Here is a 23,166-nt window from a genome sequence, read left to right on the forward strand (position 1 = left end):
GCCGTTTCGTGACAACGTGCAATCGTAATCTCTGACCGGGTCCGGCCAAGAACCGGTTCAGATCGTCGTCATCTTTGCCGTGGTCATTGCTGTAGTGATCGCTGTCGTGATTGCTGCGATCATGGCTGTGGTCACCGCCAGGGCGCCGTTGTCGTCGCAGGAGGGGCTGCGTGGTCGTGAACCGGGACCTCACCGAGGTGCTGACAGGCTTCTCCGAGGCTGTGGCGGGTGACTTCTCCCTCGAGGACGTGCTGCAGCGGCTCGCCCGCGACGCCGTACGTGTCCTGGGGATCGACGGGGCCGGGGTGATGGTGCCCGCCCAGGGGGACCTGCTGGGGTTCTCCTTCGTGACGGGCCCGTCGGAACAGGCCGTGACGGTCTTGGAGCGGATGCAGGAGGAGCTGCAGGACGGCCCCTGCCACCTCAGTCATGTCACGCGGGAGCTGGTCAACATCGCTGACCTGACCGTCGAAGGTGACTGGCCGCTGTTCCAGGCCCAGGCGGTCCGCTCAGGACTGCGCGCGGTCACGGCCATCCCGCTGCTGGCTCGCGGCCAGCGGTGGGGGGTGCTGGATCTGTACCGGGCCGAACCGCGCCGCCTCGATGCCGACGAGCTGGCCCTGGCGCGGACGTTGGCCCAGGTCGCCACGTCGTTCATGATCGTGACCGCCGACCGGGACCTCGCGCGGCAGGCTCAGAAGGACCTGGCGTTCCGGGCGATGCACGACCCGCTGACCGGGCTGCCGGTGCGGTGGGTGTTCCTGGAGCAGCTGAGCCACGCCATCGCCGCTCTGGCCCGGCACCCGGGGCAGGTCGGCGTGCTGTTCGCCGACATCGACGGGCTGAAGTACGTCAACGACACCTACGGTCACGACGCCGGGGACCGGCTGCTGCTGACCTGCGTGGAACGGATCCGGTCGGCGGTGCGACCCACCGACGTCGTGGCCCGCCTTGGCGGCGATGAGTTTGTCGTCCTCCTCGAAGGCCTCAGCGGGGCGGAGGACGCCGAGACCATCATCCGGCGGATACTCACCGAGCTCGCCCCCCTGCACCAGGTCAACGGTGCCGTCGTGCACCCCTCCGCGAGCTTAGGACTGGCCCTGACCAATGACCCCACCATGGCTCCGGCCGCGCTCATCGCCCACGCCGACAGCGCGATGTACCGCGCCAAACGAGCCGGGCCCGGCGGGTACGCGCTCTTCGAGGCCGACAGCTACAACGCCGACCGGACCGAAGCCATCACCCAACGCCAGACCGCGACCGACCTGCGCATCGCGCTTCGCGAGGGACAGCTCCACCTGCACTACCAGCCCATCCTCCACCTCACCGACCCCACTGACCCCACCGACCCCACCGACCCCACTGACCCCACTGACCCCACTGGCCCCACTGACCCCGCTGGAAAGGTCGAGCCTGGGCCTTGGGTCCCGGTGATCCCAGGTCCGGGTGTCGATGGAGCAGGCGCCGGGGCGGTTCTCGGGCGGGTGCATGCGGTGGAGGCACTGATCCGGTGGCAGCACCCCGAGCGTGGTCTGCTGGCCGCGCAGGACTTCGTCCCGCAGGCCGAGCGGGCCGGGTTGATGCCCGACATCGGGGCGTGGGTGCTGGAGGCGGCGTGCGAGCAGCTGGCGAGCTGGGACCGGTCCCTGGGCGAGCGGGCACCGCCCCGGCTGTTCGTGAACGTCTCGGCCGAGGAGCTCACCGGGGCCAAGTTCCTCGGCCACCTCAGCGCCGTGCTCCGCCGCAGCGGGGTCGCTCCCGCCCGCCTGACGCTGGAGCTGACGGAGACCGGCCTGATCTGTGAAACCTCCGCGGCGCGTGCGGTCACCGGTCTGCGGGGGCTGGGCTGCGAGCTGGCCATCGACGACTTCGGCACCGGGTACTCCTCACTGCGCCGACTCGTCGACCTGCCCGCCAGCACTTGGAAGATCGACCGTTCCTTCACCGCCGACCTCATCCAGCGACCGGCCGCCACGGCGGTCGTGTCAGCAGTCCTGCAGCTCGGGAGCCAGCTCGACCGCACGGTCATCGTCGAAGGCATCGAGGACGCCGCGACCCTTCACCAGCTACGCCAGCTGCACTGCACGCATGCCCAGGGCTACCACCTAGGCCGGCCCCAGCCCGCCGACCACATCACCAGACTCCTTACCACCTCGCCCCCCTGAACCGATCTGGATCGGAGCCGCGAGGAGCTGGCACAGCACCCCCCAAGCGACCACCCGCACCGTCGCCGCCCGCACCGTCACCACCCGCACCGTCGCCGCCCTGGCCGCTGACGTCCACGCGCTGGCCGCGATCAGGGCGGCCCGAGACGCGGCCCGCGGGGTGGACGGGGGCTGATTGTTCTCCACGCCGGAGGCGGACCACGTGCTGCAGGATCAGGCGACGGGTGACGGCAGCACGTCAGTCCTGCGGGTGGGCGGCATCAGTACTGTCTTGGCGAACTCGAGGTTCGAGGGCGAGGGTGAGCTCGAAGATGTCGAGCAGCGTCCGCAGCGACCAGCACGGGTCGTGCACGAGGACCCTGCCACCGCGTCGAGCGAACTCACGTTGACCCTTGAGCAAGGCCGTCAGACCGGTCCCGTCGCAGAAAGTCACATCGCGCAGGTAGAGGTCGACGTGGCAGTACCCGGCCCTCGCCAACCCGGTGAGCTCAGACAGCAGAGACGGTGCCGTCAGCAGGTCCAGCTCACCCTCGATATGCACCGTGAGGTTGTCGATTCCCCTGCCAGGAACACCAACGACGCTCAGTCGTCTAGCAGGTCCAGAGCGCATCGCTGGGACACCCGATGGGTTGGCGGTCACAAGAGGCCTCCGTGGCCGAACAGGCACAACCCGGGATGGACGCAACATAAGCCCCGGTCGTGCACGATGCCCGGTGGGCTGTGACCTCAACCCGGTCGTACGTTAGTCATCTTCACCGGCGATCATCAAGGGTTCTCGAACTATTACCGAGGTCATCAGCCGGCGGTCGACCCGCGGTCGAGCTATGCGGGGGGGAGCTCAGCTCGGTGGGGCGCGCGCGCACAGCCCGGGCATCCACGCCAGACTCGGGGCAGGTCGCCCAGTCGGTGCGGTTCCCGAGCACCCGGCTGCACCGGAGAATTCGTTGAACGCACAAGAGCTGAGGCCATAGTGACCAGCGACGGACAGGACCATCAGCAGGGCCTCGGTGGGCGGGGTGACCGGGGCGAGGCCTCGGCGCAGGACACAGGCGGGTACCGCGGCGAGGACGTGCTGGCTACGAAGCTCACCCGGGTGGCGCGACAGCTGCAGGAGTCGGGGAGCCCTGCAGAGACGCTGGAGGGCATCGTCCGCGGCGCCGTCGACCTGATCCCCGGGGCCGACGAAGGGTCGATCAGCCTGGTGATGGGTCGGCGAAGGGTGACGTCCGAGGCGGCCACGGGTCGGCTGACGCAGGTCATCGACGACCTGCAGCAGCAGACCGGTCAAGGCCCGTGCGTCGACGCCGCGTACCACCAGGAGACGGTCCGCGTCCCCGACATGGCCGTGGAACAGCGGTGGCCGCTGTTCGCCCCCCGGGCCGCCGCCGCCGGGGCCCGCGGGATGTTGTCGCTCCAGCTCTTCGTCACCGGTGACGACCTCGGGGCGCTCAACCTCTACTCGTACAAGGCGAACGCCTTCGACGACGAGTCCGAGCACGTCGGCCTCATGTTCGCCTCGCACGCCGCGATCGCCTACGCGTCTATCCGACGGCAGACCCAGCTGGCAGAGGCCGTGTCGTCCCGGCTCCTGATCGGGCAGGCCCAGGGCATGCTCATGCTGCGCTACGACCTGGACGAAGGGCAGTCCTTCGCCCTCCTGGTCCGTGCCAGCCAGACGACGAACGTCAAGCTCCGCGAGATCGCCCGCCAGGTCGTGGACACCCGTCAGCTCCCGACCGCAGTGGCACCGCCCGAGCCCGGGTAGAAGCCGTTGCCCCTAGGCCGAGCGGCGGCCCCGCCACCGCTGGGCTTGAGTGACGGGACCTGACCCGTTTCCCGCGACCGGCCGCATCGACAGGGTGTTACGTGTCTACCCAGACCACTGCGCCGTACGCGCCGCCGGCAGAACCCGTCGCGGACGTCCGGGCTAGATGTCCTGCTAGAGGTCGGGGATGCGCAACCCGAGCAGGCAGGCGTCATTGCCGGAGCGGGCGGCGAGCTGGGAGATCAGGCTGTCGCAAAGCTGCTCCAACGGTTTCGCGGCCAGGGTGGCGCCGATCTGACGGAGGCGGTCTAGCCCGTCGCTGACGCTGCGGCCGCGGTGCTCGACGAGGCCGTCGGTGTACAGCAGCAGCGTGGAGCCGGCGGGCAGGTGCACCGTTGTGCTGGAACGGTGCTGGTCTCCTCTTATCCCGAGCAGCAGGTGCTTCTGGGGTCTCCAGGTAGCGGGCTGCGCCGTCGGCGGTGATCAGCAGCGGCGGGGTGCCCGGCGCTGGCGAAGGTCATCCGCGCCGGGCCCTGGCCGGGCGGCTCGAGAAGCGCGAACGCGCACGTCGCGATGTCGGTGACCTGTAGGTGGAAGTGACGCCGGCGCCGCGGCAGGTCTCCGGCCGGTTCACCCCGGTCCACGCCCAACCGCAGCAGGTTGCGCAACTGGCTCATGCGCAGGGTCGCCGGCAGCGGGAGTCTCCACGCATGGCCCCCTCACCATCGAGACTCCGGGGTGGTCGCACCCTTCGATCAGCGGTGGAGCGAGGTCGAAGATCTTCTGCAACGTCAGCTGCGCGGTCTGCTCCGACTGCAGCGTCCGGGCGACCTGGGCGAAGGCCTGCCCAAGATCGCGCTGCGCACGAGGCTCCGTCACCACGACCCCACGGTGCCTACTTATTGACCCACCTGAACGTGAGCGGGGAACACGGTGCGTGACGTGGCCGGATGGGAGACCATGACTGGCATGACGGGCCGGGAGGTAAGCGCCCGACCCGCGGCGGTGCTGAGGTTGGCACCGGACCCCGCCTCGGTCCGCCTCGCCCGGGACTTCGTGGCCACCACCTGCACCACCGCAGGCACCGACATCGACGTGCGCGACGCAGCCGTCCTACTCACGAGCGAGATCGTCACCAACGCCTTCACCCACGGTCTCAGCGAGGCCAGACTCAGTGTGCACGCCCAACCGCAGCAAGTCCGCGTCGAGGTCGCCGACGACAACTCCCAGCACCCGCGAACCCCAGAGCCGGACACCGCCGCCCTGGACGGGCGCGGCATCGCCATCGTCGAGTTCGTCGCCGCCCGCTGGGGCGTCCGCGACGATCCCTACGGCAAGACCGTCTGGTTCGAAGTCGACGCGAACAGCTACTGACCTGAGAGCGCCTCGGCACAAGCGTGAGTTCCGCAGCTGATCAGGGTCCTGGGGCATGGTGGGGAATGAACGTGCTGGTCGGCGGCCTGTGGGGTGGTGACACGTACGGGGATCCCTAGTGACACGACTGGGTGTGTTTTGCGTGTCTGAGGGTGGACGGGGCGAGCGGCGGGTGTGCGCTGGGCTCGGTTCGCGTGCCGCACGCGGTCCAAGACCGGCTGCGGTTGTTGACGGCTAGGGTCGCGCGCTTCGTGGCGAGGGGACGCGGATGACCAAGATCGCCGTGTCGTCGGACTGATGGCCCTGGCTGTAGTCCATGACCTCGGCCTCGATCCGCGCCGCGACGCTGGCAGCGGAGCCGTCCAGGCCGGCCACGAGGCTCCGCAGGCGGTCCTCGCCGTACAGCTCACCGCCCCGCCGGGCCTCGGTCACCCCGTCGGTGTAGAGGATGAGCGCGTCCCCGGCCGACATGACCACGTCGACGTCGGTCAGCGTGACCTCGTCCAAGACCCCGAGCACGGTGCCGACCTCGCCCACGAGCTCGACGGTCCCGTCCCCGCGTCGCAGCAGGGCGGGGGGATGACCGGCCAGGCCAAGCCGCAGGTGGACCTCGCTCTGCCGTTGGACGACGGTCACGTAGGTCGCGGTGACGAACCGCTCCGAGTCGGGGTGCTGTCGGCGCATGGCTTCGTTCAGCAGGAGCAGGACGTCGGCGGGCGAGGACCTCGTCACGGCCGCCGCGCGGATGGTGTAGCGGGCCAGGGCCGTCACGGTCGCTGCCTCGACGCCCTTGCCGCAGACGTCGCCAATCGTCAGTGCCCACCCCCCGTCGGTGGTCTGGAAGACGTCGTAGAAGTCGCCCACGACCTCCACGACGCTGGAGCCGGGGAGGTACCGGGCCGCGAGCTCCAGTCCGGGCACCTCGGGCAGGTGGGGTGGCAGGAGGCTCTCCTGCAGCGTGCGCGCCAGCTTGCGGAAACGTTCACCCGCCTGGAGGGCCTGGTCTGCGGCGACACGCTCCGCGGTGACGTCACGGAAGTACCAGGCCCACCCCAGGTAGGTCCCCGTCGGCGAGCGGAGCGGGGTGCCGTATCGATCGAAGACCCGGCCGTCACGCAGGTGCAGCTCGTCGCGGACCGGACCCGACGGGTCCTCGTACACCTCGTGGACCCTGGTCAGGAAGGCCTCCGGGTCGACCAGCTGCTGCATCGCGACCGCCAGGGCGGCCTCGTCGTCGCCGGAGGCCACGACGTAGGCCGGGATCGGCCACATCTCGACGAACTGGTGGTTCATCGACAGCATCCGACCCTGCGAGGAGACCACCACCAGACCGTCTAGACCTGCCTCCACCGCTGCACGCAGCAGGTCACGGTCGTCGGTCGGCTCGATCATCGCCACACCCTCACGGCGCATGCCCACGATCCAGGGCGCCCTCGCACCTCCGGACGCTATCGCCTTGTCAGCCCTGCAACCAACCCCGTCGTGCTCCGGTAGATCCACCCCTCTGCCGCAGTCGCCGCAGGTGAGAAGCGCGTCCGAGGAGCGACGAACGGCCCAGCAACGCAGGCGTCGACGTCGCGAGTAGAAAGTGTCCTGGTCTGAGCCGTCCGTCTTGCCGGGAAGGATGTGTCTGGCTGGCAGACCTTTATTCCTGGTCTGCAAACTGCCGCCGTCGTCTCACTACCAAGGATATGAGACGCCTTGGGGGTTAGGAGTGCCCCGGTCCGAGGCAGTCGAGCCCAGGCCCTTACGCGTCGCACCTTCCCCCTAGTCAGGGTGTTACCGGCTCCAGGGGTGGGGCGGCCTCGACGAGGGCGGCCAGACGAGCGAGTGACCTCTGGAGGTTGTCAGCTGTCGTGGCGCGGGCGCGTGGGAAGCGCTTGACGTCGGTCAGCCCGCTCCAGTCGTAGGTGTGCGTGACGCGGGTGCGCGATTCGCTGAGTGGCTCGAGCTCCCACCGCCAGCAGTGCCCTGGGGGCTGTTGGTCGCGCTCCGAGGGCCTCCATGCGATTCGGCGACCTTCCTCGAAGTCGCAGACATGGTTTTCGCGGCCACTTCCCGTGGTGAGCCTCATGGTGAACACGTCGCCGACACCTCGGACGCGTTGGTCCGGCGGTGCCTCGGCGAGGTTGTCGTTGCCGTCCCAACGTGGCTGCTCGGCAGGGTCGGCTATGAGTTGGAAGATGCGCTCAGCTGGTGCGGCGAGTTCACGGGTGGCGCTGATGACGCGTCGGGCGTCTCCGGGAGCGCTCACCTGGACTTGTCCGGGCGGGTGCCGCCGACCGCGGCGTGCAGTAGTCGTCTGGCCGTGGCGGGTGTCAATGGTGTCGGGTCCCCGGCGGTTGCCGCGAGGACCCGCGGCACCGCGATGTCGATGTCTGCGTCCTGCATCCCGATCGCGGCCAGCGCGGTGGGCAGGCCGAGTCGAGCGGTGAGGTCGAACAGCCGCGCGGGGACGTCGGCCCCGAGCACCCGCTCGAGGGCTCGCAACGCCTCAGGGTCTGCGGCGGCCACGGCCCAGGTGGCGTGCGGGAGAACGATCGCGTGCATCTGCGCGTGGGGCAGGTCGAACAGGCCACCCAGGACGTGGCAGACGTGGTGGTGGACAGAAATGCCGGCGGTGGCGAGAACCGAACCGGCGAGGAAGGCGCCGTACAGCGCGTCGCTACGCGCATCGAGGTCGTCGGGGTGATCGACTGCCCGGGGTAGCGCATCAGTGAGTACTTCGACGGCCGTCATTGCCTGTGCTGTGGTCACCGGGGACGCACCGGGTGCGTAGGCGGCCTCGACGCAGTGGGCGAGTGCGTTCATGCCGCTGGCTGCGGTGACCGCGGTTGGTAGGCCGGTGGTCAGCTCGGGGTCGTACACCACCACCCGCGGAAGCACGGCGGTGTCGCGGCCGGTGGTCTTCGTGCCCTTGTCGGTCTGTCCCCAGATGGGGGTCATCTCTGACCCGGCGTAGGTGGTGGGCACGGCCAGGACCGGCAGCCCGGTGCGCAGCGCGACGGCCTTGGCCAGCCCCGTCGTGGACCCGCCCCCGACGCTGAGCAGCAAGTTGGCCGCGGCAGCCGCGGCCGCCGCGGCGGCGTCGTCCGCCAGGTCGGTGGGCACGTGCTGGCGCACCGTGCGCCACACCGCGACGACCCGATCACCCAGCAGCGTCTCGACGCGTGCGGCCAGGTGCCGTTCGGCCTCGGCGGCGATGAGGAGCACCCGCGGCTGCGTGAACCGGTCGACCTCTGCGGGCAAGCTGTTCACGGCACCGGCAGCGAACACGACGCGGCCGGGCAGGGACTCGTGGACGAAGGGGTGCATGGTCGCCTCGGCCTCAGCGGTCGGGAGTGTCGTCGGGAGTGTCGTCGGGTGTGTCGTCGAGGGTGCCGGTGCTGAAGCCGACGCGGGTGGCCTCGCCCGCCGCGAGGACGAAGTCGTGACGCAGCGACCAGAACGGGCCGGTCCGACTCGAGTCGGCGGTGGGGTCCGGGGTGACGCGGTCGTAGTGGACGACGAGCGACGGCTTGACCCCGAAGACGGCGTCGCTGTCGAGGTAGGGGTCGTCGTCGGTGAACAGCTCGGACACGACCGTGCGGTGGCCGTCGGCGGACACGATGACGTGCAGGTGCCCGGGACGCATGTTGTGCCGGTGGAGCCCGTGCAGCAGAGCGCCGGCGGGTCCGTCGTCGGGGATCGGGTAGCTGACGGGCTTGACGGTCCAGAAGTCGACGCGGCCGTCGTCGTCGGCGCGGAAGCGGCCGCGCAGGTTCATGTCGGGCTGGGTGGGGTCGAGGTTCTCGTACAGCCCGGCCGCGTTGGTGCCCCAGACGTCGAGCACCGCACCTGGCAGCGCCCGGCCGTTCGCGTCGGTGACCAACGCCGCGACGTGCAGCGGCTCCCCGTCGATCTCGCCCCGGGACAGGTCGGCGCCGTGCTCGTGGAACGGCGCCTCGGCCCGGTAGAACGGCCCCAGCACGCTGGACTCGAAGGTCCCCGCCGGCGCGGTCGCGGCGAGGGTGTCGACGACCATCGTGAGCCCGAGGGTGTCGGACAGCAGCAGGAACTCGTGTCGCGACGCCGAGGAGATCTGCCCGCAGGCGGTGAGGAACTCGGCGGCCGCGAACAGCTCACCGGGGCTCAGCTGGACCTCCCGCGCGAGGTCGTGCAGATGACGGACCAGAGCCCGGGTCACGAAGGCGAGCCTGGTGTCTCCTGCCGCGGCGAGGGTGTCGAGCACCTGCGCGGTGACGTCCTGGCTGGTTGTCGGTGACTGCGTGCTGTCGCTCACCAAGGGGGGTTCCATCCTTCGACCAGGAGCACGCGTCCTGTCGCTGACACCTGCCGCAGCGCGGCTGCGTGGCGGTACTCGGGTGAGGCGTACCAGGCGTGGGCGACGGTGAGGCTCGGGAACTCGACGATGACCAGGCGTCGGGTGGGCCAGTCCCCCTCCAGCACCTCGACGACGCTGTGAGGTGCGGGCTCACCTGAGAGGACACGACCGCCCCACCGGCGCACGGTCGCCTGGCCGTGCACCCGGTAGGTCTCGTAGGCGTCGGGATCGGTGACGGTCAGGTCGAAGACGACATATGCGCGGGGCACCAGGGCCGCGGCCCGGTCGCGCAGCGTCGGAGACGTCACGTCGGTAGATGCGGGAGCGGTCATAGACAGGCGTGTCCTCCAAGGCGGCCCCAGGGCCAACGACGGCAGCGTCGCCGGTTTCGGAGCGGTCGTTCCACTTCTCGAACGTACTTCCTTAGCGCTCGTTCCACAACTGAACGCCTGCCGCCTCCGTGCGCCTCATCGGGTGTCTCTGCTCGTTGGGGCCGACTCGACGTGGATGCCGGTGTTTCGTAGCGACCGTTCCAGATCGGTGCTAGCGTCCTGGTTTCCGGAGCGTATGCTCCAAAACGAGGAGGAACTCTGTGGCCGTCATCCGTACAAGCGACGAGGACGAGGACGACTACGACGGGACTCCGGCATGCTCCGTGCTGCCGCCGTCGTCAAGTCTGGTTGCGGCGTGATGCGGATCCTCGGCCTGAGCGGGAGCCTGCGCCGGGACTCTTACAACACTCGCCTCCTCCACTACGCGGCCGCCCTCCTCGGGCCTGACGAGCTCGTCGTGTTCGACGGCCTGCGCGACCTGCCTCCTTACGACCAGGACGACGATGTCGCAGCGGCGCCGGCATCGGTCGCGCGGCTGCGCGCCGCGGTCGGTGAGGCGGACGCGTTGCTCGTCGCGACCCCCGAGTACAACGGCTCGCTGCCCGGGGTGCTGAAGAACGCGCTGGACTGGGCGTCCCGACCCCGCGGCTCGGCCGCGCTGCTCGGCAAGCCGGCCGGCGTCATCGGCGCCAGCCCCGGCAGCTTCGGCGCCGTCTGGGCCCAGGCCGACGCCCGCAAGGTCCTCGCTACGGCCGGGGCCCGGGTCAGCGACATCGAGGTCGCCGTGCCGCAGGCCGCCCAACGGCTGCCGCAGGACGGTGTGCTCCTGGACCGCGACAACCGCGGATCCTTAGCCCGGCTGCTCGATGACCTACGAACTGCACACGCTCACAGCCAACTAACCAGGAGGATCTCATGACAGAACAGCTTGTCGCCGTGGTCAGCGGCGGCACGAAGGGCATCGGAGAGGCCGTCGTGGCGCGGCTGCTGAAGGACGGCTACGCCGTCGTCACCGGCTCGCGCAGCGCGTCGGCGAGCGATTCCGACGGGCTGACCGTCGTGCCCGTCGACCTCGCCACGGCCGAGGGGGCCCAAGCCCTGGCAGACGCCGCGCTGCGGCGGCACGGTCACGTCGACGCACTGGTCAACAACGTCGGTGCGTTCACGCCGCGGAGTTCGTTCCTCGACGTCACCGACGTGCAGTGGCAGGAGGGGTTCGACGTCAACGTGCTCTCCGCCGTCCGCCTGACCCGTGCCCTGCTGCCCTCGATGCTCCAGCAGGGTGCCGGCGCGATCGTCACCGTGTCCTCGGTCAACGCGCGCCTGCCGTTGCCTTTCGTCGTGGACTACTCCGCGATGAAGGCGGCGGTGGGCAACCTGACGAAGGCGCTGTCGGAGGAGTTCGCACCCCGCGGGATCCGGGTCAACGCCGTGTCGCCGGGCCCCGTCAAGACGCCGAGCTGGACCGCCGACGACGGGATCGCTGCCGGGATGGCCGCGCAGTCCGAGGCCACGCGTCAGCAGGTGCTCGACGAGCACGTCCCGGCGAACATGGCCATCAGCCTGGGGCGGATGGGCGAGCCGGAAGAAGTTGCGTCCCTGGTCGCGTTCCTGCTCGGCGGGGAGGCGTCCTGGATCACCGGAGCCGACCTGGTCATCGACGGCGGCATGATCAAGACGCTATGAGCGTGTCGCCCTCACAGGTGTTACGGCGGTTCTACGAGGCGGAGCTGGCCTACCTCACCGCCGGTGGGCCCGGCCGGGCGAGTTTCGCCGGCATCGCCTCGCTGCTGGACCCGCAGGTGGTGATGCACCAGGCCGCTGGTCTTCCCTACGGCGGGGACTGGGTGGGCCCGGACGGCGTGGAGCGGTTCTTCGCCGCGATGAACGACACCTGGGAGTACCTGGAGGTCCGCGAGCCGCGGTTTCTCGAGGACGGCGACACGCTCGTGGTGCTGTGCGACCTGGTGACCCGCTCACGTGCCCGCGGCGTCGACATGCACGCACCGATGGTGCAGGTCATCCAGGTGCGCGACGGGTTGATCGTCGACTTCCGGCCCTTCTACTGGGACACCGCCGCTGTGGCCGCCGCCTGCGCCCACCACGACGAGACCTGAGCGCCGTTACCTGGTCCGCCGCCCTGCCCGCGCACCGGTGCTTGTCCTGGCCGACGCGAGCTCGGGCGCGACGTGGTGGACGGTCCCGCACCCCGCGCTCCCCGACTCGGACATGAGGAGGCACGACGGCGATGAATGGTCGCGAGGTGTTCCTGGTGGGAGGGGTGCGGACCCCGGTGGGCAAGCACCGCGGCGCGCTCTCGTCGGTTCGCGCCGACGAGCTGGCTGCCCTCGTGGTGCGCGAGGTCATCGACCGAGCCGGGCTGACACGGGCGAGCCAGGACGGTGTGGTCGAGGAGGTGATACTCGGTGCGGCCAACCAGGCCGGGGAGGACAACCGCAACCTCGCCCGGATGGCGGTGTTGCTCGCGGGGCTGCCCGTGTCGACGCCCGGATATACCGTCAACCGGTTGTGCGCCTCCGGACTGACGGCCGTCGCGGCGGCGGCGCAAGCGGTGGCCGCGGGCGAGAACGACCTGGTGGTCGCCGGCGGCGCCGAGAGCATGACGCGCGCCCCGTGGGCGCTGGCGAAACCCGGCACGCCCTGGGCCGAGCCGGGCGAGATCGTCGACACGGCGCTCGGCTGGCGCTTCGTCAACCCACGGATGCCGGCCCTCGACGAGGGCCGGGCCACCCTCAGCCTCGGCGAGACCGCCGAGGAGGTCGCAGCCCTGGACGGGATCACCCGCGAAGAGTCGGACTCCTTCGCCGAGCGGAGCCACCGCCTCGCTACGGCGGCCAGGGACGCAGGTCGCTTCGACGCCGAGATCACGGCGGTCCACACGTCCGACGGACGGGTCGCGCAGGACGAGACGGTTCGTCCAGGCACCACCCTGGACAGGCTGGGGCAGCTGCGTCCGGTGTTCCGAGCCGACGGTGTGGTCACCGCCGGGAGCTCCAGCCCGCTGGCCGACGGCGCCTCCGCCGTCATCGTCGCGTCTCAGGAGGCGATCGAACGGCACGGGCTGACCCCGCGCGCCCGGATCCTCGGCTGCGCGTCGGCAGGTGTGCGCCCGTCCCTGATGGGGCTCGGGCCGGTCCCAGCGACCCAGAAGCTGCTGGCCCGGCTAGGGCTGGTCGTCGGCGACCTCGACGCGGTCGAGATCAACGAGGCATTCGCCCCGCAGGTGCTGGCCTGTATCCGCCGCCTGGATCTGGACCCCGAGCCAGTGAACGCCGACGGCGGCGCGATCGCCCTGGGGCACCCGCTCGGCTCCTCCGGGTGCCGGCTGCTGGTCACCCTGCTCGGTCGCCTGGAGCGGGAGGGCGCACGGCGCGGGCTGGCCACCCTCTGCGTGGGGGTCGGGCAGGGCGTCGCGCTCGCGGTCGAGCGGGTCTGACGTGACCGAGATCCTCTCCATGTCACGAGCCGTCGCGGCACTGGTGCACGACGGCGACACCGTCGCCCTCGAGGGCTTCACGCACCTGATCCCGTTCGCCGCCGGGCACGAGATCATCCGACAGGGTCGCCGCGACCTCACCCTCGTCCGGATGACCCCCGACCTGGTCTATGACCAGCTCGTCGGCGCCGGATGCGCCCGCAAGCTCGTCTTCTCTTGGGGAGGCAACCCCGGCGTCGGCTCGCTGCACCGTGTGCGCGACGCACTGGCCACCGGCTGGCCCGTGACCCTGGACATCGAGGAGCACAGCCACGCGGGCATGGCCAACCGGTACGTCGCCGGCGCCTCGGGGCTGCCGTTCGCGGTGCTGCGTGGCTACGCCGGCACCGACCTGCCGGCGCACACCGACACGATCTCCAAGGTCACCTGCCCCTTCACCGGCGAGGAGCTCGCGGCCGTGCGGGCGGTCAACCCGGACGTGGCGGTCGTGCACGCCCAACGCGCGGACCGTGCCGGGAACGTGCAGCTGTGGGGCATCCTCGGCGTGCAGAAGGAGGCGGTGCTCGCGTCGTCCCGCGCACTGGTGACGGTCGAGGAAGTCGTCGAGGAACTGACGCCCGTGCCTGGCTCGGTGGTGCTGCCGAGCTGGGTCGTCGACGCGGTGGTGGTCGCGCCGGGTGGGGCCGCCCCGTCCTACGCCCACGGCTACTACGACCGCGACAACGCCGCCTACCGGGCCTGGGACGCCGTCAGCCGCGACCGGGACGCCTTCACGGCGTGGCTGACGCAGCTGCGGGAGGACGGATGACGACCGAGGCCACCTGGACCGCGGACGAGATGATGACGGTCGCCGCGGCACGCGCGCTGCGCGACGGGCAGACCTGCTTCGTCGGGATCGGGCTTCCCTCCACCGCCGCGAACCTCGCCCGCCGGCTGCACGCACCAGGCCTGGTGCTGATCTACGAGTCGGGCACCATCGACACCAAGCCGACCGAGCTGCCGCTATCCATCGGCGACGAGGTCCTCGTCGACGCCGCGCTGTCGGTGGTCCCCGTGCCCGAGCTGTTCAACTACTGGCTTCAGCCAGGCCGGATCGACGTCGGCTTCCTCTCCGGCGCGCAGCTCGACCGATTCGGCAACCTCAACACCACGGTCATCGGCCCCTACGACCACCCCACGGTCCGCCTGCCCGGATCGGGCGGCGCCCCGGAGATCGCAGCGCACTGCCGCGAGGTGATGATCGTGACGCGGCACCGCCTGCGCACGTTCGTCCCGCAGGTCGACTTCGTGACGACTGTCGGTCACGGACGCGGCCCGAGCGACCGGCGGCGTCTGGGTCTGCGTGGTGCCGGCCCCACCCGCGTGATCACCGACCTGGGCGTGCTGGAACCCGACGCGGCCAGCGCCGAACTCGTGCTCACCGCGCTGCACACCGGGGTGAGCGTCGAGCAGGTGCACGCCGAGACCGGCTGGGAGCTCAAGGTGTCACCAGACCTGACCACCACCGCAGCGCCGGACGACGTGGAGCTGACGACGCTACGGGCAATGCGAACGGTCGGCCTCTGATCCGGAGCACCCGCTCCACAAGGGCGTACAGTGGGAACTGTGGGACGACGGCGCGAGTTCGACGAGCAGGTCGTCCTCGACCGAGCCATGCATCTCTTCTGGCGGCAGGGCTACGCGGCCACCTCCGTCCGTGACCTCGGGGAGGCGCTCGACCTTCGCCCCAGCAGCCTGTACGCGGCCTTCGGCGACAAGCACCGGCTGTTCCTGCGGGCCCTAGACGAGTATGCCCGCACCGAGTCGGTGACCGCCCTGCGGCACCTCAGCACGGACGGCCCCGTCCGGTCCGTGATTCGGGCCTGGCTGATGGACAGCGTCGAGTGCCTCCAGACCGATCCCGAGGCCCGCGGCTGTTTCATGGTCAACACCGCGACCGAGCTCGGCGCGAGCGACCCAGAGGCCGCTGCCCGGGTGCGCACCGCCTTCGACGGCATCCGCGCCGCCGTACACGATCTCCTCCTCCGGGGCCGCCGGGACGGCGAACTGGCTCCAGACCTCGACGTGCCAGGCGTGAGCTCGCTGCTCACCACCACCATGATCGGACTTCGAGCCCAAGGCCGTGGCGGAGCCACTCACGACGACCTCACCGGCGCAGTCGAGGCGGCCCTCACCGCCGTGCGATGACCGCTCCGTGCCATCGAAGGTGCTCCTACCTGCGGTCACAGTTCTCGACCCGCGCGTAGGGCTGCAATCCCCTCCACGGCCTCTGACCTGCAGCTGCGCACACGAGAGTTCACCCAGCAGCTTCAAGCGCCCCGTGATAATTCCGACGGCGGGCTTCATGGGGCTCCGCCTGGCTCCGCTCCTCTGACGGGCAGCGCGGCGGGGGCGACGCGCGGGCGCCGGCTCATGCCTTGGGCGGCGACGCGACGGCGCTGGGTCTGGTGCGAGAACAGCAAGCGCCGCGACCACGAATCCGCCGCCGCCGGACGTCGTCCGCAGCGACGCTCACAGCAGGGGTGGAGCGCCCGTGGTCACAGGCGGTCCACCCCTGGTGGTGCCAGTCAGTCGAGGAAAGCCAGCAGGATCTGGGTGGTGCGCTGGGGCTGCTCCTCGAACACCCAGTGCCCGGAGTCGGCGACGACGACGGCGGTGACGTCGCTGGCGTACCGGCTGACCTGGTCCGGTACCGACTGGCCGAGGCTGCCTTCGGCGCCCAGGGCGAGCACGGGCATGGTGAGCGCTGTCCGCCCGAATTCCTCGTTGTCGCTGACGTCCTGGGGAAGGGCGCGGAAGTACTCGAAGCTGGCCCGGAGGTGGGCGTCGTCTCGCAGCCAGCGGGCGTACTCCCGCGCGTCGCGGCTGTCCACGCCGTCCTGGACCTCGAGCCAGTCGGTGAACTGCTCCACCCAGACGTGCTCGCGACCGTCGATGATGTCTTCCGGCAGACCGTTCTGCAGGCTGAAGAACCCGAAGTTCCAGAAGCCCGGGCCCTGCGGGGTGAGGGACGGGAAGGCGTAGAGGCTCTCGTCGGGGATGGGAGCCTCGGTGAGGGCGAGCCGGCGCACCTGGTCGGGGTGGGCGGCGGCGTAGGCGTAGGCGACCATGGTGCCGATGTCGTGCCCGACGAGGCTGACGTCCGTTTCCAGCCGGAGTCGCACGAGCAGCTGGTGGACGTCGGCGGCCATGGTCGCCTTGTCGTAGCCGGTGGGCGGGGCGGAAGACTGGCCCGCTCCGCGCAGGTCGGGGGCGATGACGGTGTAGTGCCGGGCCAGCTCGGGCAGGAGGTCACGCCACATGTACCAGGTCTGCGGGTAGCCGTGGAGCAGGACCAGCGTGGGCCCGGACCCGCCGCGGACGTAGTTCAGGCGCACGCCCTCCAGCTGGATCGACTGCTCGGTGAAGCCGGACGGGACGCGCGCTCCGCGGTCCCTCGAGGCCTTCTGGCTCTCGACAGCGCCCGCACCGCGACCCGTCGTGGCGACAAGGGCCGCACCGCCGGGGGGCGGTACTGCGGCCGTACCCGAGGTCCTGGCGACCGCAGGGCTGGACGCACCGGCGGACGCGAGGGCTGCGGTGGTAGACGGAGCAGCTATCGAGCCGACCGCCAGGGCGGCCGGGACGACGAGGGCGAGCAGGGCGAGCAGGGTGGATCGCGTCATTCTGGTGTCCTCTCAGGACGGGGTGGGGACGTGAGGCAGTCGCTGCGCCGGCGCGCCGCCAGAGATCCGGCGGGCCGGGCGGGGTGGTCAGGTGGTCACGACCTGGCCGCCCTTGATGACGGCGTCGGTGCCGGCGCGTTCCAGGTCCACATACATCTCCTTGTTATGTAACGATAAGTACAGAATCGAGGGACGAAAAAATCAGTCGAGTGCGCGCAGGGCCACCTCCACGGCGTCAGCGACGAACGCGGCGCCGACCCGCGCGCCGCCCATGACCCGCAGGCCCTGGACGAAGGTGGTGAGGAAGCGGGCCATCTCGACCGGGTTCTTGTCCGCAGCGAGCTCCCCACGGGCCTGCGCCCGCTCCAGGGCGCCGGCGAGGACGGACTCGATCAGGGTCATCGTCGCCCGCACCCGGTTCGCCGTGGCGACGTCTCCCGGTCGCTCGGTCGCAGCGTTGACCAGCATGCAGCCTCGCTCCGGATCGTCGAGGTCGGTTGTCGCCATCGAACCCAGCACCCCTCGCACTGCGGATCGGACGTCGGTATCCGCGCTCAGCAGCTCGATCAGTCCGCCGGCATGGCGAGAGCAGTACAGCTCGAGCGCGCGGGCGTAGAGCTCCTCCTTGGAGGTGAACGCCGCGTACAGACTGCCTTTTCCAATCCCGAGCTCTCGGGTCAGGTCGTGGATCGACGTCGCCTCGAAACCCTGACGCCAGAACAGGTCCATCGCCGCCCCGACGGCGACGTCGGTCTCGAACTCCCTCGGCCGGGCCATAGCAACCTCCTCCGGTTCTGGACTGAACGGTACACCATAGGGAGGCCCGGCCGTCATAGCCCTCAGAGTCCAACGCGGACCCACCCCTGACCCATGAGCGCTCGACGGTGAAGGCGCGGCCCCCGAAGCCTGACGGAGTCGATGTCGGCTACGCCAGCGGGCCCGCCGTCGGCCTCGGTGTACTGCACGTCCCCGCGAATCCGAAGCCCAACGACTACCTCTGCGCACGATCCACGCAGACCTCTTCGATCGCACCGATCACAACTTCGCCGCGACGTGCGCTTGGCGCCAAGCCGTCGACCGGCCCGGCCGTCGTCACAACACGACCCACCTGCGGGGGCGCGTCGACGCACTGAACCCAGTCCCTTAACCAAGGTTCTGAGACGCCTACCTTGAGACACACCCAGACCTCGTTGCTGCCTGACCACCCGATGTTGCCGGCGCTCGACAGCTTGGGGCTCGTCGCGTCCGTCCCCAACCGGTTCTCCTCTTCAGATCCCGCGGGGGGACTCACGGGGCCTTGCCCTCTCGACCATCCGCCAGCCTGGACATGACAACCCCTACCGTGCCGGGGATGCTGTCTGCTCCGGACGGCCGCGAGCAGGAGGAACCATGAACCGCAAGGAACTCATCAGCGCCATCGCCGCCCAGGCCGGCGTTACACAGACCGACGCCGACGCCGTGCTCAACGCGTTCCAGGACGTCGTCTTCGACGTCGTCGCCAAGGGCGACGAGAAGCTGACCCTTCCGGGCTTCCTGTCCTTCGAGCAGGGCTCCCGCTCGGCTCGCGAGGGCCGCAACCCGGCCACAGGCGAGACCATCCAGATCGCCGCGGCGAAGACCGCCAAGATCACCGCGGGCAGCAAGCTCAAGGCCGCCGCCGCCGGCTGAGCTGAGCCGACCCGTTTGGCGGATCAGGGCTGACAGGACAGGCACTGCCAGATGAGGCGGGTCCGGGGCTGGGAGAGTCGACGTCGTGAACCTGCTTCGGAGTCTGGGTCAGCGTTTCTGGTTCCTGCCGGCCGTGTTGTCGGTCCTCGCCTCGGCGGCCGCTGTCGCTCTGGTAGCGCTGGACCGGCTCTCGCAGGAGCGGGTGACGCCCGGTTGGACCGACTTCCTGCTGTACCGGGTCGGGGCGGCCGGCAGCCGCGACCTGCTCGGGGCGATCGCGACGTCCAGCCTCGCAGTCGCCGGCACGACCTTCTCCATCACCATGGCCGTCCTGGCGCTCACCTCCTCCAGCTACGGCCCTCGCCTCGTCCGCAACTTCATGGCCGACAAGGGCAACCAGACGGTCCTCGGGGTCTACGTCGCCACGTTCTTGTACTGCCTGCTCGTCCTACGCTCAGTGCGGGTGGTGGGCGACCCTGCCGTCCAGGACGCCGACGTCTTCGTGCCGCACCTCGCGGTCAACGGTGCCGTCGTCCTGGCGGTGGCCAACGTCGGGGTCCTCATCTACTTCATCCACCACATCAGCGACTCGGTACAGGTGAGCACCCTGGCCAGCGGCGTACGCGCGCAGCTGCTCAGCACCGTGGACCGGCTCTACCCCGACGACGTCGGAACCGCACAACCGCCGGCACAACCGCCTTCACAACCACCGGCGCAACCGCCGGGGCAGCTTCTGCCGGATCTGTCCCAGGACGGTCACCCGGTCGTGACGGAACGGGTGGGCTACGTGGAGTCGGTGTCCGCGGACGGCCTGCTGAAGCTGGCCCAGCGCCATGACGTCGTGGTCGACCTCAGGGTCGCCCCGGGCGACTACGTCCTCCATGACGACGTCATCCTCCTCGTGTCCCCCCGGGATGGCGTCGACGAGCGGCTCGCTGCGAGGCTGCGCCGAACCGTCGTGATCTCCAACGCGCGCACCCCTCACCAGGATGTGGCGTTCGCGTTGCAGCAGCTGACCGAGATGGCCGTCCGAGCCCTGTCGCCGGGGACCAACGACCCCTACACGGCGCAGAACGCCATCGACGACCTGTCCGCGGGCCTCACGATGCTGGTCTCACGTCCCGCGCCGTCACCCTGGCGGCGAGACCCCCACGGTGTCGTGCGGGTGCACGCACCCGCACCGGACATGACGCGGCTCGTGGCCACGGTCCTGGACCAGCTGCGCTGGTACGCCGCTGACGCCCCCGCCGTCATGCACGCCTGCGTGACACTGGTGGGCCGCGTCGGATCCCACGCAGCGGTCGAACACGCCACCCGGCTACGCCTGGAACTGCTCCATCAGCTCCGACTGCTCACCGACGCCTTCGAAGCAGCAGGGCACCACCCCGACGACCAGGCCCACTTCGCCGAGAAGATCCACGCCACCCGCCACGCACTGGTGCACGGCACCACGGACCGCCCCGCCGCCGGGACGGCCGCGAGCCCGGGCTGACGCGTAGGGCTGACGCGTAGGGCTGACGCGTAGGGCTGACGCACAGGGCTGAGCGCGGCCCGCCGCAGCGGCCCCGGTCAGCTGGCGCCGTCCGCCGGGTCCGGCTTCGCGATCTGCAACCGGGTGCCGCCGGGGCCGAACCAGAGCGTGCGCTGCGGGAACGGGATGGTCATGCCCTGATCGTCCAGCTCACGCTTGACGGCGATGGCCACCGCGTTGCGCACCCTCCAACGGCTGGCGATGTCCGCCGCGTGCCAGTACCTCACGACCACGTCAACGCTGGACTCGCCGAACGTCGTCACCCAGGCCTGCGGCCCGGGGTCTCGCACCACCCCATCCGCCACCCGACAGGCAGCGAGCATGGCCTCCCGCGCCCGCTCCAGGTCGGTGTCGTACGCCACACCCACGGTGATCTCGGTCCGGTTCAGCGGGGTGCGGGTGTAGTTCACGATCGGCTCGGACAGCACGTCCGCGTTCGGCAGATACACCGTCAGCCCGTCGTAGGTGACGAGGACCACGGTCCGCAGGTTGATGTCCTGCACCACACCCTCGTAGTCGCCGCTGCCGATCTCCTCGCCGAGGCGGAACGGGCGCCGGACCTGCAGGAGGATGCCCGCCACGAAGTTCCGCAGGATGTCCTGAGCGGCGAACGCCAAGGCGATCCCGCCGATCCCGAGCGCCCCCAGCAGCGGGCCCACCCGGACCCCGGCCAGGTCCAGCGCGTAGATGGCACCAACCACCACCACCACGACACTGAGGAACCGTCCCACCAGCAGGCCGGTGTGACGGTCCGCGTCCCCACGGTCGATCACACGAACCAGCACGACGCGAACCACCACGGCCAGCACCACCGACACCACGACAACACCCGCACCGCGTCCCACATCAAGAACGCTGACATCCTCCGGCAGCACGTCCTCCGACGGCCCCGGAACCGTGGCACCCAACCAACGCCTCGCCCCGAATACCGTCATGGGCACAACACTCACGTACCTTCGCGAACTTCACCCATCGACCTGCCGCGAGTGGGCCCCAACGCCCCCGCTAGACCTGACCACCCCGCGTCTCACATGTCGGTCCGAAACGCGGCCCGGCTGGCCTGTCACGGGTCCGACTTCTGCAACGGAATGGGGCCTCACCCGCAGCGGCACGGCCCGAGCGGTCAGAGGGCACACGACACGCTCCTGGCCCACGGTCCCTGCTCGGCTGACTGTGCGCCGCTCCGGGTGGGTGCGATGGTGTGCTGTGCCGTCGTGGTGGGACTCGACCTGGCCCCTGCTGACAGCCGTATCGAGCGCCGCGCTGGGGGGCCTGCTGCTGCTGTGGCTGGTGCTGCTCGTCGTGCTGTGGAAGGCGACACCGGATCAGTCCCGGCTCCGTGATGCCCTGCGGCTGCTGCCGGACGTCATCCGCCTCATCAGACGCCTGGCCGGGGACCGCTCGCTTCCTCGCGGCGTGCGCGTGAGGCTGCTGCTCCTGCTGGCCTACCTTGCGTCCCCCATCGATCTGGTCCCGGATTTCGTCCCGGTCCTGGGGTACGCCGACGACGCGATCGCCGTCGTTCTCGTCCTGCGTTCCGTGGTGCGCTCAGCGGGGCCTGAGGCGCTGGAACGCCACTGGCCGGGGACCCCGGACGGCTTGGCCGCGGTGCGACATCTGGTGGGGATCTGAGGGGACCCGAACGACCGAATGCTGCCCGCCGGAGCGCAGGACGGACAGTCACGGCACGACAGCCTCGATGGCGGAGGCCCCCAACTCGCGCGCCTCAGGGCTCGAGCTGGCCGTCCCGAGCGGTGGGTCCAGAGGCAGGGTCTGGTGCGTCGGCCAGGGCGTCGGCCAGCTCGTCGGTGCTGGGCACGACGTCGCGGACCGCGGGGGGAAGGGCGTCGTAGCCGGCCACGGCCATCGGGGCGGTGGCCCCGGCCAGGGAGTAGCGCACGACCCGGTCGTTGCGGTCCCCACACAGCAGGATGCCGACCGTCTCCGCGTGCTGGTCGGCCCGCCGCAGGTTGTCCTCGACCCAGGCGACGTAGAAGCCGAGCTGTCCGGCGTACTCGGGGGCGAACTTCCCGGTCTTGAGTTCGACGACGACGAAGCGGGACTGGACCCAGTTGAAGAACAGCAGGTCGATGTAGAAGTCGTCGCCGTCGACCTCGAAGTGCCACTGCCGGCCCACGAACGCGAACCCGTGGCCGAGCTCGAGCAGGAACGCCTGCAACCGGTCCATCAGGGCGGCCTCGAGCTCACGCTCCCCCACCCGCTCGCTCAGGTCCAGGAAGTCGAACACGTAGGGGTCGCGCAGCATCTGCTGCGCCAGGTCGCTGTCCACCGCGGGCAACCGGCCAGTGAAGTTCGACGGTGCCGCGCCGCTGCGCTGCTGCAACCCCGAGGCGATCTGGTGGGCCAAGACAGCACGGGACCACCCGTGCTCGACCGCCGCCGCGGCGTACCAGTCCCGTTCAGCGTCGTCGTCGAGCTTGTCCAGCAGCACCGTCACGTGACCCCACGGCAATCGTCCAACAGCCTGTTGGACGATTGCCTCCTGCGCCCAGGCGCCGGCGAAGGAGCGCATGTAGAACAGGTTGCTGCGCGACAGGCCCCGCATGCCGGGGAACTCCGCCCGCAGGTCCGACGCCAGGCGCTCGATGACCTTGCTGCCCCAGCCGTCGACCTGCTGCCGGTCCAGGATCAGCCGACCCAGACGCCAGTACAGGCCCACCAGCTCGGTGTTCGCGGCCCTGACCGCCCGCACCCGTGAGGTGCGGACCTCCGCCTTGACCTGCTCCAGCAGATCGCCGTACCCGGCCGGCAGCAAATCTCTCCCACTCACGCCCGCTCCCCCGCTCACGCCGTAGCCCCCCGCCGGCGAGACGCCGGCACGGCCGTTTCCTTCGTGGTCGGCGCCGCTACCTTCTTGGGCGTCT

At 70.2% G+C, this 23,166-nt stretch carries 24 protein-coding genes; 13 read left to right on the forward strand and 11 right to left on the reverse strand.

What is annotated here, in order from left to right:
- Positions 1 to 170 precede the first annotated feature (170 nt).
- On the forward strand, positions 171 to 2,165 hold the full coding sequence (locus tag SJY06_RS00065) for a putative bifunctional diguanylate cyclase/phosphodiesterase (RefSeq protein WP_380163368.1): 1,995 nt from the start codon (positions 171 to 173) through the stop codon (positions 2,163 to 2,165).
- A gap of 238 nt (positions 2,166 to 2,403) precedes the next feature.
- On the opposite strand, the gene SJY06_RS00070 is transcribed toward SJY06_RS00065, so the two are convergent.
- Positions 2,404 to 2,706 carry an STAS domain-containing protein gene (locus SJY06_RS00070; protein WP_380163370.1) on the reverse strand — a complete coding sequence of 101 codons (303 nt, stop codon included), beginning with the start codon at positions 2,704 to 2,706 and terminating at the stop codon, positions 2,404 to 2,406.
- Between the two features lie 429 nt (positions 2,707 to 3,135).
- Here SJY06_RS00070 and SJY06_RS00075 point away from each other — a divergent pair, with 429 nt between their 5' ends.
- The gene (locus SJY06_RS00075) at positions 3,136 to 3,930 is read left to right on the forward strand and encodes a GAF and ANTAR domain-containing protein (protein WP_380163372.1); all 795 of its coding nucleotides are present in this window, start codon (positions 3,136 to 3,138) and stop codon (positions 3,928 to 3,930) included.
- A 174-nt stretch (positions 3,931 to 4,104) separates the two neighbouring features.
- On the opposite strand, the gene SJY06_RS00080 is transcribed toward SJY06_RS00075, so the two are convergent.
- Entirely contained in the window at positions 4,105 to 4,368 is a 264-nt protein-coding gene (locus SJY06_RS00080; protein WP_380169655.1) for a SpoIIE family protein phosphatase, read from the reverse strand.
- A gap of 495 nt (positions 4,369 to 4,863) precedes the next feature.
- Here SJY06_RS00080 and SJY06_RS00085 point away from each other — a divergent pair, with 495 nt between their 5' ends.
- Entirely contained in the window at positions 4,864 to 5,304 is a 441-nt protein-coding gene (locus SJY06_RS00085) for an ATP-binding protein (protein WP_380163374.1), read from the forward strand.
- A 234-nt stretch (positions 5,305 to 5,538) separates the two neighbouring features.
- Here SJY06_RS00085 and SJY06_RS00090 read toward each other — a convergent pair whose 3' ends face one another.
- The 5 genes from SJY06_RS00090 to SJY06_RS00110 all read right to left on the reverse strand — a co-directional run bounded on the left by SJY06_RS00090 (position 5,539) and on the right by SJY06_RS00110 (position 9,936).
- Positions 5,539 to 6,696 (reverse strand): PP2C family protein-serine/threonine phosphatase, encoded by a 1,158-nt coding sequence (locus SJY06_RS00090; protein WP_380163376.1) that lies wholly within the window; start codon positions 6,694 to 6,696, stop codon positions 5,539 to 5,541.
- A gap of 379 nt (positions 6,697 to 7,075) precedes the next feature.
- Positions 7,076 to 7,558 carry an SRPBCC family protein gene (locus SJY06_RS00095; protein WP_380163378.1) on the reverse strand — a complete coding sequence of 161 codons (483 nt, stop codon included), beginning with the start codon at positions 7,556 to 7,558 and terminating at the stop codon, positions 7,076 to 7,078.
- Complete coding sequence (locus tag SJY06_RS00100; protein ID WP_380163380.1) at positions 7,555 to 8,619, reverse strand: maleylacetate reductase; 1,065 nt, start codon at positions 8,617 to 8,619, stop codon at positions 7,555 to 7,557. The genes SJY06_RS00095 and SJY06_RS00100 overlap by 4 nt, the downstream gene beginning before the upstream one ends.
- A 13-nt stretch (positions 8,620 to 8,632) precedes the next feature.
- The gene (locus tag SJY06_RS00105) at positions 8,633 to 9,586 is read right to left on the reverse strand and encodes a dioxygenase (RefSeq protein ID WP_380163382.1); all 954 of its coding nucleotides are present in this window, start codon (positions 9,584 to 9,586) and stop codon (positions 8,633 to 8,635) included.
- Entirely contained in the window at positions 9,583 to 9,936 is a 354-nt protein-coding gene (locus tag SJY06_RS00110; protein ID WP_380163384.1) for a DUF1330 domain-containing protein, read from the reverse strand. The genes SJY06_RS00105 and SJY06_RS00110 overlap by 4 nt, the downstream gene beginning before the upstream one ends.
- A 340-nt stretch (positions 9,937 to 10,276) precedes the next feature.
- Here SJY06_RS00110 and SJY06_RS00115 point away from each other — a divergent pair, with 340 nt between their 5' ends.
- The 7 genes from SJY06_RS00115 (at position 10,277) to SJY06_RS00145 (ending at position 15,604) form a co-directional block, all read left to right on the forward strand.
- Positions 10,277 to 10,879, forward strand: coding sequence for an NADPH-dependent FMN reductase (locus tag SJY06_RS00115; RefSeq protein WP_380163386.1), 603 nt, complete (start codon positions 10,277 to 10,279; stop codon positions 10,877 to 10,879).
- Entirely contained in the window at positions 10,876 to 11,646 is a 771-nt protein-coding gene (locus SJY06_RS00120; RefSeq protein WP_380163388.1) for an oxidoreductase, read from the forward strand. Before SJY06_RS00115 ends, SJY06_RS00120 begins: the two co-directional genes overlap by 4 nt.
- 2 nt (positions 11,647 to 11,648) lie before the next feature.
- On the forward strand, positions 11,649 to 12,077 hold the full coding sequence (locus SJY06_RS00125) for a nuclear transport factor 2 family protein (RefSeq protein ID WP_380163390.1): 429 nt from the start codon (positions 11,649 to 11,651) through the stop codon (positions 12,075 to 12,077).
- Positions 12,078 to 12,208: 131 nt separating this feature from the next.
- Positions 12,209 to 13,417: a thiolase family protein gene (locus SJY06_RS00130; protein WP_380163392.1), complete on the forward strand. Its 1,209-nt coding sequence runs from the start codon at positions 12,209 to 12,211 to the stop codon at positions 13,415 to 13,417.
- Position 13,418: 1 nt separating this feature from the next.
- Positions 13,419 to 14,225 carry a CoA transferase subunit A gene (locus SJY06_RS00135; protein ID WP_380163394.1) on the forward strand — a complete coding sequence of 269 codons (807 nt, stop codon included), beginning with the start codon at positions 13,419 to 13,421 and terminating at the stop codon, positions 14,223 to 14,225.
- Positions 14,222 to 14,983 carry a CoA-transferase subunit beta gene (locus tag SJY06_RS00140; protein ID WP_380163396.1) on the forward strand — a complete coding sequence of 254 codons (762 nt, stop codon included), beginning with the start codon at positions 14,222 to 14,224 and terminating at the stop codon, positions 14,981 to 14,983. The genes SJY06_RS00135 and SJY06_RS00140 overlap by 4 nt, the downstream gene beginning before the upstream one ends.
- A gap of 39 nt (positions 14,984 to 15,022) precedes the next feature.
- Positions 15,023 to 15,604 carry a TetR/AcrR family transcriptional regulator gene (locus SJY06_RS00145; protein ID WP_380163398.1) on the forward strand — a complete coding sequence of 194 codons (582 nt, stop codon included), beginning with the start codon at positions 15,023 to 15,025 and terminating at the stop codon, positions 15,602 to 15,604.
- A 380-nt stretch (positions 15,605 to 15,984) separates the two neighbouring features.
- On the opposite strand, the gene SJY06_RS00150 is transcribed toward SJY06_RS00145, so the two are convergent.
- Entirely contained in the window at positions 15,985 to 17,082 is a 1,098-nt protein-coding gene (locus SJY06_RS00150) for an alpha/beta fold hydrolase (RefSeq protein ID WP_380163400.1), read from the reverse strand.
- A gap of 201 nt (positions 17,083 to 17,283) precedes the next feature.
- Positions 17,284 to 17,859: a TetR/AcrR family transcriptional regulator gene (locus SJY06_RS00155; protein ID WP_380163402.1), complete on the reverse strand. Its 576-nt coding sequence runs from the start codon at positions 17,857 to 17,859 to the stop codon at positions 17,284 to 17,286.
- 612 nt (positions 17,860 to 18,471) lie between these two features.
- On the opposite strand from SJY06_RS00155, the gene SJY06_RS00160 reads away from it, so the two are divergent.
- Positions 18,472 to 18,750, forward strand: coding sequence for an HU family DNA-binding protein (locus SJY06_RS00160; RefSeq protein WP_380163404.1), 279 nt, complete (start codon positions 18,472 to 18,474; stop codon positions 18,748 to 18,750).
- Between the two features lie 85 nt (positions 18,751 to 18,835).
- The gene (locus SJY06_RS00165; protein WP_380163406.1) at positions 18,836 to 20,242 is read left to right on the forward strand and encodes a DUF2254 domain-containing protein; all 1,407 of its coding nucleotides are present in this window, start codon (positions 18,836 to 18,838) and stop codon (positions 20,240 to 20,242) included.
- 77 nt (positions 20,243 to 20,319) lie between these two features.
- Here the strand turns inward: SJY06_RS00165 and SJY06_RS00170 are convergent, their stop codons facing one another.
- Positions 20,320 to 21,231, reverse strand: a complete 912-nt coding sequence (locus tag SJY06_RS00170) for a mechanosensitive ion channel family protein (protein ID WP_380163408.1) — start codon at positions 21,229 to 21,231, stop codon at positions 20,320 to 20,322.
- A 256-nt stretch (positions 21,232 to 21,487) separates the two neighbouring features.
- Between SJY06_RS00170 and SJY06_RS00175 the strand changes: the two genes are divergently transcribed.
- Positions 21,488 to 21,913, forward strand: a complete 426-nt coding sequence (locus tag SJY06_RS00175) for a YkvA family protein (RefSeq protein ID WP_380163410.1) — start codon at positions 21,488 to 21,490, stop codon at positions 21,911 to 21,913.
- Positions 21,914 to 22,007: 94 nt separating this feature from the next.
- Here SJY06_RS00175 and SJY06_RS00180 read toward each other — a convergent pair whose 3' ends face one another.
- Entirely contained in the window at positions 22,008 to 23,072 is a 1,065-nt protein-coding gene (locus SJY06_RS00180; protein WP_380163412.1) for a YhcG family protein, read from the reverse strand.
- Positions 23,073 to 23,166 lie beyond the last annotated feature (94 nt).

Source organism: Jannaschia sp. R86511, assembly GCF_042466345.1.
Taxonomy (GTDB): Bacteria; Actinomycetota; Actinomycetes; order Actinomycetales; family JBBAYJ01; genus Aquipuribacter.

Coding starts and splice junctions, on each gene's coding strand:
- SJY06_RS00090 (WP_380163376.1), bottom strand. CDS start 6,696: ATGATCGAGCCGACCGACGACCGTGACCTGCTGCGTGCAGCGGTGGAG.
- SJY06_RS00100 (WP_380163380.1), bottom strand. CDS start 8,619: ATGCACCCCTTCGTCCACGAGTCCCTGCCCGGCCGCGTCGTGTTCGCT.
- SJY06_RS00115 (WP_380163386.1), top strand. CDS start 10,277: ATGCTCCGTGCTGCCGCCGTCGTCAAGTCTGGTTGCGGCGTGATGCGG.
- SJY06_RS00120 (WP_380163388.1), top strand. CDS start 10,876: ATGACAGAACAGCTTGTCGCCGTGGTCAGCGGCGGCACGAAGGGCATC.
- SJY06_RS00130 (WP_380163392.1), top strand. CDS start 12,209: ATGAATGGTCGCGAGGTGTTCCTGGTGGGAGGGGTGCGGACCCCGGTG.
- SJY06_RS00140 (WP_380163396.1), top strand. CDS start 14,222: ATGACGACCGAGGCCACCTGGACCGCGGACGAGATGATGACGGTCGCC.
- SJY06_RS00150 (WP_380163400.1), bottom strand. CDS start 17,082: ATGACGCGATCCACCCTGCTCGCCCTGCTCGCCCTCGTCGTCCCGGCC.
- SJY06_RS00155 (WP_380163402.1), bottom strand. CDS start 17,859: ATGGCCCGGCCGAGGGAGTTCGAGACCGACGTCGCCGTCGGGGCGGCG.
- SJY06_RS00160 (WP_380163404.1), top strand. CDS start 18,472: ATGAACCGCAAGGAACTCATCAGCGCCATCGCCGCCCAGGCCGGCGTT.